At 65.5% G+C, this 16,505-nt stretch carries 16 protein-coding genes; 15 read left to right on the plus strand and 1 reads right to left on the minus strand.

What is annotated here, in order from left to right:
* The first annotated feature begins 204 nt into the window (after positions 1-204).
* From carB to P4L93_07395, 12 genes are all read left to right on the plus strand, one after another.
* A complete protein-coding gene (gene carB / locus P4L93_07340) occupies positions 205-3,453 on the plus strand; it encodes a carbamoyl-phosphate synthase large subunit (GenBank protein ID MDR3686751.1) in 3,249 nt (1,082 codons plus the stop codon).
* Positions 3,450-4,262 carry a dihydroorotate dehydrogenase electron transfer subunit gene (locus tag P4L93_07345; protein MDR3686752.1) on the plus strand — a complete coding sequence of 271 codons (813 nt, stop codon included), beginning with the start codon at positions 3,450-3,452 and terminating at the stop codon, positions 4,260-4,262. Before carB ends, P4L93_07345 begins: the two co-directional genes overlap by 4 nt.
* Before the next feature lie 111 nt (positions 4,263-4,373).
* Positions 4,374-5,300, plus strand: coding sequence for a dihydroorotate dehydrogenase (locus P4L93_07350; GenBank protein ID MDR3686753.1), 927 nt, complete (start codon positions 4,374-4,376; stop codon positions 5,298-5,300).
* Positions 5,297-5,536 (plus strand): hypothetical protein, encoded by a 240-nt coding sequence (locus P4L93_07355; GenBank protein MDR3686754.1) that lies wholly within the window; start codon positions 5,297-5,299, stop codon positions 5,534-5,536. The genes P4L93_07350 and P4L93_07355 overlap by 4 nt, the downstream gene beginning before the upstream one ends.
* Before the next feature lie 20 nt (positions 5,537-5,556).
* Complete coding sequence (pyrF, locus tag P4L93_07360) at positions 5,557-6,270, plus strand: orotidine-5'-phosphate decarboxylase (protein ID MDR3686755.1); 714 nt, start codon at positions 5,557-5,559, stop codon at positions 6,268-6,270.
* Complete coding sequence (pyrE, locus tag P4L93_07365) at positions 6,270-6,854, plus strand: orotate phosphoribosyltransferase (protein MDR3686756.1); 585 nt, start codon at positions 6,270-6,272, stop codon at positions 6,852-6,854. Before pyrF ends, pyrE begins: the two co-directional genes overlap by 1 nt.
* A 123-nt stretch (positions 6,855-6,977) precedes the next feature.
* Positions 6,978-7,286 (plus strand): integration host factor, actinobacterial type, encoded by a 309-nt coding sequence (gene mihF / locus P4L93_07370; GenBank protein ID MDR3686757.1) that lies wholly within the window; start codon positions 6,978-6,980, stop codon positions 7,284-7,286.
* A 53-nt stretch (positions 7,287-7,339) separates the two neighbouring features.
* A complete protein-coding gene (gmk, locus tag P4L93_07375) occupies positions 7,340-7,912 on the plus strand; it encodes a guanylate kinase (protein MDR3686758.1) in 573 nt (190 codons plus the stop codon).
* A 6-nt stretch (positions 7,913-7,918) separates the two neighbouring features.
* The gene (rpoZ, locus tag P4L93_07380; protein MDR3686759.1) at positions 7,919-8,170 is read left to right on the plus strand and encodes a DNA-directed RNA polymerase subunit omega; all 252 of its coding nucleotides are present in this window, start codon (positions 7,919-7,921) and stop codon (positions 8,168-8,170) included.
* Positions 8,171-8,188: 18 nt separating this feature from the next.
* Positions 8,189-9,424 carry a tRNA 4-thiouridine(8) synthase ThiI gene (gene thiI, locus P4L93_07385; protein MDR3686760.1) on the plus strand — a complete coding sequence of 412 codons (1,236 nt, stop codon included), beginning with the start codon at positions 8,189-8,191 and terminating at the stop codon, positions 9,422-9,424.
* Positions 9,376-10,578, plus strand: coding sequence for a DUF3524 domain-containing protein (locus tag P4L93_07390; GenBank protein MDR3686761.1), 1,203 nt, complete (start codon positions 9,376-9,378; stop codon positions 10,576-10,578). Before thiI ends, P4L93_07390 begins: the two co-directional genes overlap by 49 nt.
* Positions 10,575-10,727, plus strand: a complete 153-nt coding sequence (locus tag P4L93_07395) for a hypothetical protein (GenBank protein MDR3686762.1) — start codon at positions 10,575-10,577, stop codon at positions 10,725-10,727. The genes P4L93_07390 and P4L93_07395 overlap by 4 nt, the downstream gene beginning before the upstream one ends.
* Before the next feature lie 80 nt (positions 10,728-10,807).
* Here P4L93_07395 and P4L93_07400 read toward each other — a convergent pair whose 3' ends face one another.
* Positions 10,808-11,317, minus strand: coding sequence for a DJ-1/PfpI family protein (locus P4L93_07400; protein MDR3686763.1), 510 nt, complete (start codon positions 11,315-11,317; stop codon positions 10,808-10,810).
* Between the two features lie 184 nt (positions 11,318-11,501).
* On the opposite strand from P4L93_07400, the gene P4L93_07405 reads away from it, so the two are divergent.
* The 3 genes from P4L93_07405 to P4L93_07415 form a co-directional block, all read left to right on the plus strand.
* Positions 11,502-12,500: a 4Fe-4S binding protein gene (locus P4L93_07405; protein MDR3686764.1), complete on the plus strand. Its 999-nt coding sequence runs from the start codon at positions 11,502-11,504 to the stop codon at positions 12,498-12,500.
* 124 nt (positions 12,501-12,624) lie between these two features.
* Positions 12,625-14,922 (plus strand): diguanylate cyclase, encoded by a 2,298-nt coding sequence (locus P4L93_07410; protein ID MDR3686765.1) that lies wholly within the window; start codon positions 12,625-12,627, stop codon positions 14,920-14,922.
* 60 nt (positions 14,923-14,982) lie between these two features.
* On the plus strand, positions 14,983-16,505 hold a 1,523-nt coding region (locus P4L93_07415; protein ID MDR3686766.1), incomplete at its 3' end, for a GGDEF domain-containing protein.

The following is a 16,505-nucleotide window of genomic DNA, read 5'->3' on the forward strand; positions in this document are numbered from 1 at the left end:
AACGACGCGCCCCAGACCGTGCTGGACTTCCTCGATACCATCGACGCGACCGGCGTTATCACCGGCCAGCGTGGTCGGGGAGCGTTCAGGCGAGCGATTCTGGGCGGCCTGTCGCTACGCTTGCTTCGCGAGGCGCCGTGCCCGGTCGTCGTACAACCGTAAGGCCGCGCTTGAAACTGAGACCTCAACTGCATTAGGAGCCAGATGCCCCGCCGCGATGACATCAAGAAGATCCTCGTGATCGGTTCGGGTCCGATCGTGATCGGCCAGGCGTGCGAGTTCGACTACTCGGGCGCGCAGGCGTGCAAGGTGCTCAAGGACGATGGATTCATCGTCATCCTGGTCAATAGCAACCCCGCCACGATCATGACCGACCCGGGCTTGGCCGACCGCACCTACGTCGAGCCCATCACGCCGGAGTTCGTCGAGAAGGTCATCGCTGCCGAGCGACCCGACGCGCTGCTGCCCACGCTAGGCGGTCAGACCGGCCTGAACTGCGCCGTCGCGCTGGCCGAGGCAGGCATTCTGGAGAAGTGGGGCGTCGAACTCATCGGCGCCAAGCTCGAGGTCATCAAGAAGGGCGAAGACCGTAAGCTCTTCGGCGAGGCGATGAAGAGGATCGGCCTCGACGTGCCTGACTGTGGCTATGCGTACTCTGTGCCCGAGGCTGAGGGTTTCGCCGCGGATCTCGGCTATCCCGTCGTTGTGCGTCCGTCGTTTACGATGGGCGGCGCCGGTGGAGGCATCGCCTATAACGTCGACGAGCTTCGCGACATCACGTCGCACGGTTTGGCGCTGTCTCCCATCAGCGAAGTGCTGATCGAGGAGAGCGTGATCGGCTGGAAAGAGTTCGAGATGGAGGTCATGCGTGACGTCAACGACAACACCGTGATCGTCTGCTCGATCGAGAACGTCGACCCTATGGGCGTGCACACAGGCGACTCCATCACGGTCGCGCCGGCTCAGACGCTGACCGACCGCGAGTATCAGGTGATGCGCGATGCATCCATCGCCATCCTGCGAGAGATCGGCGTCGAGACAGGCGGCTCCAACGTGCAGTTCGCGCTCAATCCCGAGAACGGCCGCATGACGGTCATCGAGATGAACCCGCGCGTGAGCCGCTCGAGTGCGCTGGCGTCCAAGGCGACCGGCTTCCCGATCGCCAAGATTGCGGCGAAGCTGGCCGTCGGCTACACGCTCGACGAGATAGACAACGACATCACCAAGGAGACGCCGGCGTGCTTCGAGCCGAGCATCGACTACACCGTGGTCAAGGTGCCGCGCTGGGCGTTCGAGAAGTTCCGAGGTACCGACGAGACACTCACGACGCGCATGAAGAGTGTCGGCGAGGCCATGGCGATCGGCCGGACGTTCGAGGAGGCGCTGGGCAAGGCGTTCCGCTCGCTTGAGAACGGCCGGGCGGGCCTGGGGGCCGATGGCAAGGACGCCATCGTCGAGAACAAGTTCGACGAGCACCTCTCGGTGCCTAACGAGAATCGCATCTTCTACGTGGTGGAGGCGCTTCGTCGGGGCCGCAGCGTGGAGGAGATCTTCGGCTACACGAAGATCGACCCATGGTTCCTCCGCGGCATCCAGAAGGTTGTGCGACGTCAGGAAGCGCTCCGTGGCCGCACGCTCGACGCACTGACGCCCGAAGAGCTGCGCGAGGCGAAGCGGTTGGGCCTGTCGGACATTCAGATCGCGCATCTGACTGGCTCGACCGAGGCCAGCGTGCGTGCTGTGCGCAAGGCGCTCGGAGTCAAGCCGACGTTCAAGTCGGTCGACACGTGTGCCGCGGAGTTCGCAGCGTTCACGCCGTACTACTACAAGACGTATGAAGATGAGGACGAGGTCGCTCCGTGCGACCGCCCCAAGGCGATGATTCTTGGCGCCGGTCCCAACCGCATCGGGCCGGGCATCGAGTTTGACTACTGCTGCGTCCACGCTGCCTACGCGCTCTCTGAGGCTGGCTACGAGACGATCATGGTCAACTGCAACCCGGAAACAGTCTCGACCGACTACGACACCTCAGATCGTCTCTACTTCGAGCCGCTGACGTTCGAGGACGTCATGGACGTCGTCGACGCAGAGCAGCCCGCTGGCGTGGTCGTCACCTTCGGCGGTCAGACGCCGCTCAAGCTCGCCAACGCTTTGGAGCAGGCCGGCGTGCCGATCATGGGCACGTTGCCCGAGGCCATCGACCTTGCCGAGGACCGCAGGCGGTTCTCGGCGGTCCTCGACGAGCTGGGCATCGCATACCCGGACGCCGGGACGGCCAACACGTTCGACGAGGCACTCGTCGTGGCCAAACGCATCGGGTTCCCGCTGCTGGTGCGCCCGAGCTATGTGCTCGGTGGGCGTGGCATGGTCATCGCCTACAACGAGCAGTACCTCGAGAAGTACATGGCCGAGGCGGTCAAGATCTCGCCAGAGCATCCGGTGCTGCTTGACCGCTTCCTTGAGGGTGCGGTTGAGGTCGACGTCGATGCGGTCTGCGACGGCGAGGGCGTCTACATTGGCGGCGTGATGGAGCACATCGAAGAGGCCGGCATCCACTCGGGTGACTCGGCGTGTTCGATTCCGCCGTACACGCTCTCCGAGGACGTCATCAATCGCATCCGCGAGCACTCGCGCGCGCTGGCTCTGCGCTTGGGCGTGCGGGGACTCATGAACGTGCAGTTCGCGGTCAAGGACCAGCAGGTTTACGTTCTCGAGGTCAACCCGAGGGCGAGCCGTACGGTTCCGTTCGTGAGCAAGGCTACCGGCGTGCCGCTTGCCAAGGTCGCAGCACTCGTCATGACCGGTCGCAAGCTCGCCGAGATGGACCTGCCTGCCGACGACCGGGAGCCGCGCTTCTTCTGCGTCAAGGAGGCCGTCATGCCCTTTGGCCGCTTCCCCGGTTCTGACTCGATCCTTGGCCCGGAGATGAAATCGACCGGCGAGGTCATGGGCGTGGCCGTCGACTTCCCCGCCGCATACGCCAAATCGCAGCTCGCCATCGACTACTCGCTGCCTACCAGCGGCACGGCGTTTATCTCGGTGTGCGACCGCGACAAGCGCCAAGTTGCCTCGCTCGCCAAGCATCTGCAGATTCTCGGCTTCTCGATCATGTCGACGCGTGGCACAGCGAAGATGCTGCGTGCGGCGGGCATTCCCGTGACCGAGGTGCTCAAGCGCCACGAGGGACGCCCCAACGTCGTAGACCGCATCGCCAACGGCGACGTGCAGCTCGTCATCAACACGCCGTTTGGCCAGGAGACACGCTCCGACGGCTACCACCTTCGCGCTGCAGCCATCCGCCACGGCATCACCAACATCACCACGCTTTCGGCGGCCGCAGCTATCGTGCAGGCGATCGAGGCCATCAAGGAGGGTCGTCTCGACGTCTACGCGTTGCAGGACTTCGACGCGCCTCCCGCGCCTGCCAGCGATCCGCTCTCGGAACTCGCGTGAGCGCACCTGCCGTCAGGCCCGCAATCGAGCCAGTGACCGTGGTCGCCAACGACCGCGTCGCCGAGGGCGTCGGCATGGTCGTGCTCCACGCTCCACGGACGGCTGCAGCGATCGAGCCCGGCCAATTTGTCCACCTGCGTGTGACGACCGGTGCCGACATCATCCTTCGACGTCCGTTCTCCGTGCACCGCACGCAGGGCGAGCGCCTCGAGATCCTCTACCAGATCCTTGGCGCGGGCACGCTCCGTCTTGCCGAGACTCCCGTGGGCGCTGTCATGGACGTTGTCGGCCCGCTCGGCCACGGTTGGGACGTCCCACAAGGCACCATGCACGCCCTGCTGGTTGCCGGCGGCCTGGGCGCGGCTCCGCTGGGTATGCTCGCCGAGCAGCTCGCCCGGCGCGGCATCGCGAGTGCGGTGGCGCTCGGCGCGCCCACCGCGAGACGCCTCGTGGCTCGCGAGCTCTTCGAGCGAGTCGCTCGGCGTGTCGAGATCGCGACCGACGATGGCTCGGCGGGCGCGCGCGGCCTCGTGACAGGCCCGGTCGCGCGCTTGTTCGCCGAGGAGCATTTCGACATCGTCTACACCTGTGGTCCCGAGCCGATGCAACGCCTCATCGCCACTATGGCGGCCGACGCCGGTGTGGCTTGCCAGGTCTCGCTGGAGCGGCTCATGGGCTGCGGCATCGGCGCGTGCCTGTCGTGCGTGGTCACCACGACCGAGGGATTGAAACGCGCCTGCGTCGACGGCCCAGTGTTCCCTGCCGAGGAGGTGGTCTGGGATGCGTCGGAGACACCGCCGAAGCACTAGGCCCGCCGTCTCGAGCGCTGCCGCACCCGCGGGTTGCGTGCCCACGCTTGCGAGCCGCCCGCTCGACCCGCGCGTGACGGTCGTCGTGTTCGTGACCGAGGGTGGCGGCGAATGAGCCTCCACGTCGACATGAGCGTCCGTCTCGGGAAACTCGAGCTGCGCAACCCGGTCGTCACCGCGTCGGGGACGTTCGCCTCCGGGCGAGAGTTCGCCGACTTCGTGGACTTGGGGCGTCTCGGCGCGATCGTGACTAAGGGCGTCTCCAGCGAGCCGTGGCCCGGAAACGCAAGCCCGCGGATCGCCGAGACAGCGAGCGGCATGCTGAACTCCATTGGGCTGCAGAACCCAGGCGTCGAGGCGTTCGCGACCCGCGATCTGGTCTGGCTGTCCGAGCATGCGTCCGGCACGCCGGCGATCGTCAACGTGAGTGGCCACAGCGTCGAGGACTACGTGCGCGTCATCGAGAGGCTCGAGCGCGAGCCGCGCGTGGATGCCTACGAGGTCAACATCTCGTGCCCCAACATCGATGCGGGTGGTATGGCGTTTGGCACGGACTGCGCGTCGGCTGCCGCCGTGACTCGCGCGTGTCGGGCGGTCACTCAGCGCACGCTCATCGTCAAGCTGAGTCCCAACGTCACCGACATCACCGAGATCGCACGCTCAGTGGAGGCCGAGGGTGCCGACGCGGTTTCGCTCATCAACACCCTTCTCGGTATGGCGATCGATGCCGAGAAGCGCCGGCCCAAGCTCGCACGAGTCGTGGGCGGCCTATCGGGCCCGGCCGTCAAGCCGGTTGCGCTGAGAATGGTGTGGCAGGTTTCCAAGGCGGTCAGCGTGCCGATCGTGGGGATGGGCGGCGTGACGAACGCCACCGATGCGGTCGAGTTCCTGCTCGCAGGCGCCACTGCGGTCGCCGTCGGTACCGCGAACTTCGTCGATCCTGCGGCTACGGTGCGAGTCGTCGATGGCTTGACGGAGTACTGCCACAGACACAGCCTGGCGCGCGTCACCGATCTGATCGGGGCGCTGGAAGCGTGAGCGACGAACAGGGGTGGCTCAAGAACTTCGTCGAGAACTTCGGCAAGGTGCCAGAAGGCGAGCCTCGTGAGTTCATTCCGCCGAGACTGCGCATACCCGTGTTTCTCGGGATGGTGGTTGTGTCGCTCGTCCTGCTCGCTCTGCTCCTGTGGCTCGTCGTCATTCCCGCGATCCGGGCGCAGTCGCCCGCGCCGCACTCGGAGATTCCGGCGCTGCACGCGGCGGCACGCGCGTGAGCCCGACGGAAGGAGTCACCGTGCCCGATAACCCGGTCATCGTCGCTTTGGACCTTCCCCGCGAGGAGGCTTTGGCGCTTGCCGAGTCGCTCCGTGGCACGGTCCGATGGCTCAAGGTCGGTATGACGCTCTTTTACGCCGAGGGCCCCGAGATCGTTGTGCGTTTGCGCGAGAAGGGCTTCGACGTCTTTGTCGACCTGAAGCTGCACGACATCCCGCACCAAGTCGCCGGTGCCGCTGCGCAGATCGCTCGACTGGGCGCCGGGATGTTCACCGTCCACGCTACCGGGGGCAGCGCGATGATGCGCGCTGCAGTGGAGTCGTCGCGCCGCGCCGCCGAGGAGGCCGGGCTGCCAGCGCCGTCGGTACTCGCAGTCACCGTGCTCACCAGCACCGACGATGCGGGCCTCGCCGAGATCGGCGTCGGACGCAACTCTCTCGAACAGGTCCGCCTGCTCGCCGAGATTGCTCGCAACGCTGGTGTCAATGGCGTTGTCTGCTCGCCGCGGGAGGCCGCCGAGATGCGTCTTCTGCTCGGCGAGAGCGCGCTCGTTGTCACCCCGGGCGTTCGCCCCGCGTGGGCAGAGGCGGGCGACCAGTCGCGGATCGCCACTCCATCCGCCGCACTCGCGGCGGGAGCCAGTCACTTGGTTATCGGTCGCCCGATCACTGCGGCGCCCGTGCCAGTGCAGGCTGTTGTCCGAATCCTGTCCGAACTTCAAGGAGACATGTGATGACCCAGTTGACCGATGCGGGTATTCTGCAGGCCCTCAAGGACGCCGACGCGATTCGCTCGGGGCATTTCGTCCTGACGAGCGGACGTCACTCGGACACGTATGTCCAGTGCGCACGCATCCTTGAAGACCCCGCACTGGTGACTCTTCTAGCAAAAACCGCAGTTGAGAGGCTTCCTGACGGAGTGCAAATCGATCTAGTCGCTGCCCCTGCGGTGGGCGGCCTGATTATTGGTTTCGCCGTAGCTCAGGCGCTCGGCGTCAAGTTCATCTTCAGCGAGCGGGAGGACGGACGCATGGTCTTTCGCCGGGCGTTCGCCGTACGACCCGGGGCACGCGTTCTGGTGGTTGAAGACGTGGTTACCACAGGTGGGAGCGTTGGCGAGGTCATCGACCTGGTTCGCGAAGCGGGGGGAGAGGTGGCGGGGGTCGTCTCGCTCATCGACCGTGGCGGAGACAAGAAGTTCGACGCACCCTTCTGGCCTCTGCTTCAACTCGAGGTCGAGTCTTGGGCGCCGGAATCGTGTGGCCTCTGCGCCGATGAAGTACCCGTCTACTCGCCTGGAAGTCGCAGGCTTTCCTAATCGGCGCTTGGCATCTCCGCAGGTCAGGGCGTAGCATAGAGCCCGCGTAACGGTCCGTCGCCGGTTCTGCCGAACCGATTTCCACGGCGACGGTGCCCCGCCTTTACGAGACGAGGAGGAACCATGGCACTTCCGAACCTATCCGACGCGGATCGCCAGAGGGCGCTCAAGAAGGCCGCCGAGGCCCGCCAGAAGCGAGCAGCGCTCCGTGCCGAGATCAAGAGCGGAAAGTTGTCGTTCGCGGCCGTCATGAAGAAGAGCGAGGATCCGGTAGTCGCTCGCATGAAGGTCTCCACGCTACTTGAGTCGCTGCCGGGTTACGGCAAGGCCAAGGCGACCAAGATCATGACCGAGCTCGAGATCTCCGAGAGCCGTCGCGTGCAGGGCCTTGGCGCCCGCCAGCGCGAGTCGCTCCTGGGGCGCCTCGGTTAAGTACGCTACGCCGCTCAGGCGCCCGGGACGGGCAATGGGCGAGTAGCGCACGCATGCGCAAGGGAAACCTCTTCATCATCTCCGGCCCTTCGGGAGCCGGCAAAGGCACGCTGGTCAAGGCGATTGAACCGGTCGTGCCCGACATATGGGTGTCTGTCTCGGTGACGACACGCGCTCCTCGGCCAGGTGAGGTCCAGGGGGAGTCTTACTTTTTCATCTCCGACGAGGAGTTCACGCGTCTTGCCGAGACAGGCGGCCTACTAGAGTGGGCCGAGGTCCACGGGAACCGATACGGCACGCCTCGCGCAGCCGTTGAGGAGAAGATCGCCCAAGGGCGCCAGGTGGTTCTTGAGATAGACCCGCAGGGCGCGTTCCAGGTCAAGTCGCTGGTTCCCGAGTCGGTTCTGGTCTTCATCATGCCGCCCTCGTGGGACGAGCTGGAGCGACGGCTCGTGAGCCGCGGAAGCGAAACGGAGTCGCAGGTCGAGACGCGGATGGAGACCTCCAAACGCGAACTTGACCTTGTCGGCGAGTACGATCATGTGGTATTAAACGACGATGTGCCCGCAGCAAGTGCTATGCTTAGGGGCCTTATCGACTCCCACGCCAACCAAGAGGATGCGTAGAGCCTTATGTCCGTCATCAAGCCTGAGATCGATACCCTGCTGGCCACCGTCGACTCGAAGTACACGCTGTGCATCGTGGCGTCGAAGCGCTCGCGCCAGATCAACGACATGATCCACGGCGTGCGCGACCAGGCCCTGCTCACCATGCCGACGAGCGAGATCGCCAAGCTGACGAGCACCAAGCCGCTCTCGCTTGCCATGGAGGAGATCGCCAACGGCGATGTCGCCTACGAGCGCGTCAAGGACAGCTACAAGTAAGCGCCGGATACACCGGCCGTGTTCGAGCGCGTCTGCCTCGTCCACTACAACGAGATCGGCCTGAAGGGCCGCAATCGTGCACAGTTCGAGCGCCGCCTCCGAGACAACATCTCAGCGGCGCTCGCTGATTTCCCGGTCGGCCCGGTCGAGTGCATCGTCTCGCGCGTGACCGTGGTCGTTCGCGATCCCGCACGTACGCTCGAGATTGCGAAGCGCATCGCGCTGATCCCGGGCGTGCAGTTCGTGTCTCCCGGCTACCGCACCGCACGCGAACCCGAGGAGATGGAGCGCGCCGCCCTGATGGCGCTGCGTGAAGCCGGCCCGTTTTGTACGTTTGCGGTCGAGTCGCGCCGCTCCAACACCGACTACGCGGAAGGCAGCATGGACATCAGCCGCCGGGTTGGTGCCTTCTTGAAGGAGGAGACCGGTGCTGGCGTCAACCTCACCGCGCCGGATACGCGAGTCACGGTCGCGGTCGTGCAGGGCAGCGTCTACATCTCGGCAGCTGTCATCCAGGGAATCGGCGGGCTGCCTGCGGGTATGTCGGGGCGCATCATCTCGCTGCTTTCGGCGGGCATCGATTCGCCGGTGGCGAGCTGGCGCATGATGCGGCGGGGCGCGACGGTGTGCGGCGTGCACTTCTCGGGCCGCCCCCAGACCAACGACGCGAGCGAGCGCCTCGTCTTCGAGATTGGCGAGCAGCTGGCGCTGACAGGCGGTCTTGGGCGCATCTACGTCGTGCCCTTCGGCGACCTGCAAAAAGAAATCGCGCTGGCCAGCCCGCCCGATCTTCGCGTGCTGCTCTACCGTCGCCTCATGATCCGCGTTGCGGAGAGGATCGCCGTCGGAGAGCGTGCCAAGGCGTTGGTGACGGGCGAGTCGCTCGGCCAAGTCGCCTCGCAGACGCTGGAGAACATCATGGCGGTCGACGAGGCGGCTACGCTGCCAGTGTTGCGGCCCCTAATCGGCAACGACAAGCTCGAGATCATCGCCGACGCCAAGCGCATCGGCACCTACGACATCTCGACCACCGGCCACACGGACTGCTGCACCCTCTTCATGCCGAGGACTCCCGAGACTCACGCACGAATGGGCGAGGTGCTCGACGCGTGGGCCGCGCTCGACGTCAACCGGATGGTCGCCGATGCGACTGCAGGGATGACCTGGCGCGACTTCGGGGGAAGCGGCTATCGGCCCCCCAAGGCTTGGCCGACACCCGCCCCGGCAACGCCGACGGCCGCAGCGGCACCGTGAGCGAGCGGCTACGCATCCTGGTGCTCGAGCCGTACTACGGCGGCAGCCACCGTGCCGTACTTGACGGCCTGGTCAAGCATATCGATGCCGAGTGGACGCTGCTCACACTTCCGGCGCGCAAGTGGAAGTGGCGGATGCGCGGAGCTGCGATCACGATGGCGCAGCAGGCGGGGGGGTTGGCGCGCGAACGCGCAGCCGCCGACGCTGATGTTGGAGTTGCGCCTCGACCGCCATTCGACGTCGTCTTCGCCTCGACCTTCGTCAACCTCGCCGAGTTCCGGGGAATGGTGGGCTCGGCGGTGGCAGGCGTTCCGGCCATCGTCTACTTCCACGAGAACCAGCTCGTCTACCCCAACCGCCACACCGCCGACTGGGACTTCCAGTTCCCGCTGACCAACATCACGAGCGCTCTTTCGGCCGAGCGGTGCGTTTTCAACACTGGCTGGAACCGCGACCGGTTCTGCGACGAGATACCTGTCTTCCTGCGCGAGTTCCCCGACCACCATCCCAAGGGCGTAGGGGAGTCGATACGCGCCAAGTCGCTCGTTCTCGCACCGCCCTTCGATCCTGCGCCCTTCGATGCGCAGGCGACCACGCGCACCGCCGTCCCGCGCATCGCATGGCCGCATCGATGGGAGCACGACAAGGATCCCGATGCCTTCTTCTCGGCGGTAGCCAAGCTTGCCGAGGAGGGGCTCGGGTTCGAGGTAGCCGTGGCGGGTCAGGGCTTCCGAGACGTCCCGGATTCGATCCTGGCCGCCGAGGCTGCGCTGGGCTCTCGGCTGGTACATCTGGGCGAACCCGAGTCGCGCGACGCGTACGCCCAACTCCTCTCAGGCTGCGACATCAGCGTCTCCACGGCCGTCAACGAGTTCTTCGGAATCGCGATGGTCGAGTCCGCGTATGCGGGCTGCTACCCGGTCGTTCCGGACCGACTTGCGTACCCGGAGCTCTACCCGGCCGAGATGCGCTACGCGAGCGCCGACTCGCTTGTCGCGATGCTGCGCTCGCTGGTGCTCGAACCGCCCGAGCCTGGAGCAGCGCGCGAGATCGCGCGAGGCTACACGTTCGATGCGCTGATCAGGGAATACGAATCAGTACTGCGCGCCGTGGCGTCCGGCGTCGATCCCACAGCTGAAAGCGAGTCACCATGACCGACGAGCCGAGCCAGAACTCTGCGTCCGACAAGCTCGAGTCGACCGAGCCGGTCGGAGCGCCGACACCCGAAGAGTTGCTTGCCGAGACGCAGGCTGACGATCCTGAGGTCGGAAGCGACGGTACCGGCATGGGCGAGCTGCCGTAGTCGACTTCGCGCGCAAGGTCCGTGGGCGCAGCGTCGAGCGCAGCCTTCGGGCTGTTTGCCGGCAAACCGGTCCAGCGCCGCTAGATGCCAAGCGCCTGGGCGACCGCTTCCCCGAACGCAGTGGCAGCCTCTGGGCCGTTGCCGGTGATGATGCGTCCGTCGATAGTGACCGGCTCGCCGGTCCAGATCGCGCCGCGAGCCCTCAGGTCGGCCTCACGACTCGGGAAGGCGGTGGCTCGCACGCCGCCGAGCAAACCGGCGTGAGCGAGCGTCGACGGCGCGATGCAGATCGCAGCGAGCACGTCGCCGCTCTGGGACTGGGCCCGAGCAAGCGCGTGGGCAGCGTCGTCGTCGAAGAAGACCTCGGCGCCGCCGCCGCCGACGAAGATCACCGCGTCCCACGGGCGCGTAGCGGCCTCGGCCACAGAGATGGTGGCTACGGCCTTTAGCCCGAAGCGTCCCACGCACTCTCCAGACGAGACGCTTGCTGTGGTGACCGTGGAGCCACGCGCCTCGAGGATCGCCTTTGGCTCGGCGTACTCCTCGTCTCGGAAGACCGTCGGTGCGACAACCATGACGACGTCGGGCATAACTCCTCCTCGCGGGCGAGCACGGGTTGAACGGACTATACCCGTCTGTAGATACGGTGGAGTGGACTCGGTTCCTCCGTGCAATGGAGTAGAATCGCGAATCGTGCGCACGGCCACCGGCAAAGCACTGCGCCCAAAGAAGCCATGCAACCGAAAGGCATTGCCGATGCAAACGTGGCAACGCGTGCGAGACTTCGTTACCGGCCGCTGGTTCATCAAGACGGCCTTCTTCCTCTACTTCGTGTTCGCTTGCGTGCAACTCATGCGCTTCGCTGCATGGACGCGGGGCACAGGGCCGTACGTCGGTCGGCCTGAGGTCGTGGGCGGACTGCTTCCCGTCGGCCACTTCACGAGCTTCTTTGCCATGGTCCGCGGCGGCGGATGGGATCCGCTGCTCCCAGCCGGCCTAGTCATCATCATCGGCGCTCTCGCGGTGTCGCTGCTCCTCAAGCGCGGCTTCTGCGGCTTCATCTGCCCGGTGGGCACGGTGTGGGAGGGGTTCTCGGCGCTGGGGCGCAAGCTGCTCAAGGGCAAGCAGATCCGGCTCCCTCGCTGGCTCGACATCGCCGGCCGAGTGTTTCGCTACGTACTTGCCGCGGCCGTCGCATACATTCTGCTTGTCGTGGTCTCGCTTCCTGAGGCGGTCAGCTTCCGCACCAACCCCTATATGTGGGTCGCCGACATCAAGATCATCGAGGTGATGATTCAGCCGACGTACCTCGTCGTCGTTCTCTTCGCCGGCGCGCTGTCGATGCTGTTCGGCCCGGTATGGTGCCGCTACCTGTGTCCCGTCGGCGGGATGTACAGCGCGGTCGCCGAGCTCTCGCCGTGCAAGGTGCACCGCAACGAGGAGACCTGCATCCACTGCAGCCGCTGCACCAAGGTCTGCCACGCATTTGTCGATGTGGAGCAAGACACCGTCGTGCGCGACACGGAGTGCGACGGCTGCATGGACTGCGTGAAGGTCTGCCCCGCCGAGAACTGCCTCGAGGCCAAGGGCCCCGGCGGTTTCGTGATCGCACCATGGGTGTGGCCGCTGCTTGTCGTTGGCTTGTGGCTAGCGATCTTCGGGTTTGCCAAAGTCACCGGCAACTGGGACACCCGTGTGCCGCCCGATCAGATGAAAGCGGCGGTGCAGTCTGGGGTCATAGACCGGGCTAGCATGCCTCAATCGACGCAGTGAGTGGCCGATAGGACCAGCACGCTGGGTTGCGACGGGCGCATTCCCTTTCGAGCGGGCTTGCTGGATACTGAGCACATCGTCCTTGGGGGGCGTGTTCCTCTGCTAGCGACAGATAGGAACCGAAGTGCGGGACGCGAGCTCTGCCGACGGCTTTGGCGTGCTTACAGCGCTGCCTGAGACCGGCGGTTCCACAACGGACTCGGAAGTTCTAAGACCCCACGCGCGCCTCTTCCGCGCGGCGGCTTGGATTCTCTACCCATGCTTGGCTGTGCTCTATGTCGCGACGTTGTTCTCGGCGCCCGCCGGGATGGGTCGCTTCGGCATTCTCGAAGCCATCTACCTGCTGCCGATCGTCGGTAGCGTCGCGTTTGGCTGGGCCGCGTACAGGCAGTCAGAGGGCGCCGAACGGCATTACTGGGTTCTCATCTCGGTAGCCAATGCGGTGCTCGGCCTGTGCGAGGTCGTGCTGCTGTGGTGGTTGGCGTTCGTGTCGCCCCTGGGCCCACCGCCCGTCACGTGGCAGTTCGGTTTGCTGCACGTTGTGGCGGCCGTGTGCTTCCTGACGCTCATCTTCTCGATGACGCGCCTGTCCGAGGAGGTACTCACCCGCCGGGTCCGTGCAGCGCTGGACATGATCGCGCTGGGGCTGATCGTCTACACGGCGATTCTGACGCTCTACGCTCGTCCGGTGATGTCCGCATCGCAGCCAAGTGTTGTAGACGTGCTGGTGGGCTCCGCGTACCCCCTTGCGGCGTTCATGATGTTGTTTGGTACGTTGGGCAACATCGTTGGTTTCAAGATGGTCAAATGGCGCAGCTGGGAGACGCTGACCGCGGTCGCCATCGGGATTTACTCCATGGCTCTGGTGATGTGGCCGTTGTGGTACACGACGGTGGCGAACAACAGCCGCAACATGGAGCGTGGGCTGCTCGATCTGATTCAGTTCAGCGGGCACTTCCTGCTGATGACCGCAGCGGTCTACCGTCTGACCGAGACCGACTCGTGGAACCTGCGTCCCTTGCCCGTCCCTGCCGTCGCTCGCGAGCGGTGGTTCGGCGCGCTTCTTCCCGCCGCCAGCGTCACTACCATCGTGGTTCTCGGCGTGATCGCGCTGCAGCAGCGTAACGAGCCGGAGTGGTTCGCCGTCTATGGAATCATTGCGCTGGTCCTCACGATTGTTGTCATGGGCCGCAGCCTCTTGCTCGCTCTTGAGAACGGGAGGCTCTTCGTCCAGTCGGTCACCGATCCACTCACCGGCCTGTACAACCATCGTTACTTCCACGACCGCATCGCCGTAGAACTCGACCGCGCCAAGCGCTACTCGGAGCCAGTCGCGCTCGTCGTCTTCAACCTCGACGACTTCGCGGAGTTCAACGAGCGTTGCGGTCATCTCGAGGGGGACCGCCTGCTTGCGGATCTCGGCCACAAGCTTCAGTCACTCGTCGTTGGCAACGCGATAGTTGCTCGGCTGGGCGGCGACGAGTTCGGGATTCTGTTGCCCGAGTACGACGCTCGGAGTGCCGCGATCTTCACGCAGCACGTCCTCGACGTCATCGGCGTGGAGTGTGGCGACCTGCCTGGGCAACTCTCGGCATCGGCCGGTGTCGCGGCCTATCCCGAGCACGGCGATGACGGAGAGCTGCTCCTCCACCTAGCCGATGGAGCACTGTTACAGGCCAAGGAGACGGGCAAGGGGCGGGTTATCGTCTTTGACGCTGCTCGCGTGCCTGACCTGAGCGCACACGAGCGTATCGAGCGCCTCGAGCGTCACTCGCGCGTGGCCGCGGTCCGCGCGCTGGCCGCCGCGGTCGACGCGCGCGACATCGACACGCGGTTCCACACGCAGCGCGTCGCCAAGCTCGCTGTGCGTCTCGCCGATCACCTAGAGCTGCCCGGCGACAGCGTTCGCATGATCGAGCTGCTGGCCGTGGTACACGACGTCGGCAAGATCGCCATTCCCGACACCGTGCTCAAGAAGGCTGGCTCGTTGACCGCCGAGGAGTGGGGCGATGTTCGCCGTCACCCCGAGCAGGGCCAGCGCATCCTGGCCTCCACTGGCTTGACCGAACTTGTGCCGGCGGTTCGCAGTCACCATGAATGTTGGGATGGCTCGGGCTACCCCGATGGCTTGGTTGGCGTGGAGATTCCGTTCGAGGCGCGCCTGCTGTGCGTGTGTGACGCGTACGAGGCGATGAGCTCGGATCGTTCGTATCGGTCGGCGATGTCGCTAGACGCTGCCGCGGCCGAGATTGCTCGCTGCGCGGGTACGCAGTTCGACCCTGAGCTCGCCAAGCGCTTCCTCGAGATGTTGCGCGCCGAGGAGGCCCAGCCGCACCCCGCGCCGAGCGAGTCGCTTGCTCAGCGACCGCAAGACGTGGGAGGCTGGGTTCCGCTTGGGGGAGTGGGCCCCGAGCGCGGGTAGTCTGGTAGGCACGACCGCGAGCGGAGACTTATGGGGAGCGGGGCACCGTCTAAAGCGCGCATGGGGCGCATCGTAACCATCGCGTGGCTGTTGGTTCCCGCCATCGTGGTCGCGTTCGTCGGGCTTCGCATGCTCCCCGGAACGGTGCCACTCCTGCTCGCGCAGTTGCTGTTGCTGGCGCCCATCGCCGCCGCGGCCGTTGCCGCCGAGGTTGCCTACTCCGTCGGTCCTCCTGGAATGGAGCACCGGGCGTGGGGCATCGTGTCGCTCACGGCGCTCGTGCTGCTGTTCTCGGAGGGCTACTACAGCGTCTATCAGGTGTTCGTCAATCCGGCTGGACCGCCTTCGCCCTCGGTCTACGACGCGCTGAACCTGCTGGCGGCGCTCATGATTGCCGTCGGAATAGCGCAGATTGCCGGCGTCGGCCGGCTGGGAGTCGCCGAACGCTTGCGCCTGGCCTTTGACACGATCGCGTTCAGCGCGGTCACGTTCCTCGGCCTGTACCATTTCCTTGCGAAGCGGATCTCGCCTGAGACGCCATGGTTGGAGTCGGCCCGTTGGACCGCCTACTCACTCGTGGGCGTCCTCATTCTTATCGGAACGGTGTGGCTGGTTTCGGGAGCGCGCTCCGGCATCGAGCGGCGTCTGATGACGCTGATGGGCCTGGCGCTCGGGATCTTTGCAACAGGCATGCTGCTCTGGCCGTTGTGGCGAGCGGGCACGCAGTCCGCCGACCACGTCGCGCTCGACGCGCTCATGGGCGGCATCTACCTGACCGGGTACTGCCTGCTGATGATGGCTGGGCTGACGCGACTGCGCTATCGAGACCTGGGATGGCGCTCCTCCAACTCGCGGCTGCCGAACACCGAGGGCGTCTGGGTCTCAACGCTGCTCTCGCTCTACGTGCTGATAGGTGCTGGGTTTGTCGGCTGGTGGATCTACACCACTCAGGGGCCTCATGCCGACCTGCAGCTCTACACGAGCCTGGCGCTCGGGGCCACCTTCGCGTTGGTCGCGCGCACGGGTGTCACCGCAATCGAGACGGTGCTGGCAAGAAGCGCTGCCGATCTCGATCCGGTGACCGGCGTTCCCGGGGCGCGCACGTTTGCGCGTCGCACGGACGAGGCTTTGTCGCAAGCTCACGACTCGGGGGACCCGGTCTCTCTGATCGTCTTCGACATGGATGCTTTCTCCCAAGTGAACTCGGCGTTGGGGCACTCAGGGGGCGACCGTGTTCTGGCGCAGGTAGCCGAGGTGGTGCGCTCGGCCGCTCAGGGGCGCGGCGACCTGTACAGGTTGTCGGCCGACGCGTTTGCGCTCCTCTGCCCGATCGAGGAGGGCCAAGCCGCGGTGCTGAGCGCCGAGATTCTGTCGGTGATCCGTAGCCTTGTGCCGCTCGAGGGACAGACGCTGTCGGCTTCGCTAGGCGTTGCAGGATGCATCGACGGAGAGTGCTCGCGCGATGAACTGCTTGGCCGAGCCAACGCAGCGCAAGCTTGGGCGAAGTATCACGGCAAGGGCCGAGTTGTGCGCTTCGACGAACGGATCGTACGCGCGCTAGGCGTCGAGGAACGACTCCGGGA

The sequence above is a fragment of the Coriobacteriia bacterium genome (genome assembly GCA_031292615.1).
Classification (GTDB): Bacteria; Actinomycetota; Coriobacteriia; order Anaerosomatales; family JAAXUF01; genus JARLGT01.

Coding starts and splice junctions, on each gene's coding strand:
- carB (MDR3686751.1), top strand. CDS start 205: ATGCCCCGCCGCGATGACATCAAGAAGATCCTCGTGATCGGTTCGGGT.
- P4L93_07350 (MDR3686753.1), top strand. CDS start 4,374: ATGAGCCTCCACGTCGACATGAGCGTCCGTCTCGGGAAACTCGAGCTG.
- pyrE (MDR3686756.1), top strand. CDS start 6,270: ATGACCCAGTTGACCGATGCGGGTATTCTGCAGGCCCTCAAGGACGCC.
- mihF (MDR3686757.1), top strand. CDS start 6,978: ATGGCACTTCCGAACCTATCCGACGCGGATCGCCAGAGGGCGCTCAAG.
- gmk (MDR3686758.1), top strand. CDS start 7,340: ATGCGCAAGGGAAACCTCTTCATCATCTCCGGCCCTTCGGGAGCCGGC.
- rpoZ (MDR3686759.1), top strand. CDS start 7,919: ATGTCCGTCATCAAGCCTGAGATCGATACCCTGCTGGCCACCGTCGAC.
- P4L93_07395 (MDR3686762.1), top strand. CDS start 10,575: ATGACCGACGAGCCGAGCCAGAACTCTGCGTCCGACAAGCTCGAGTCG.
- P4L93_07400 (MDR3686763.1), bottom strand. CDS start 11,317: ATGCCCGACGTCGTCATGGTTGTCGCACCGACGGTCTTCCGAGACGAG.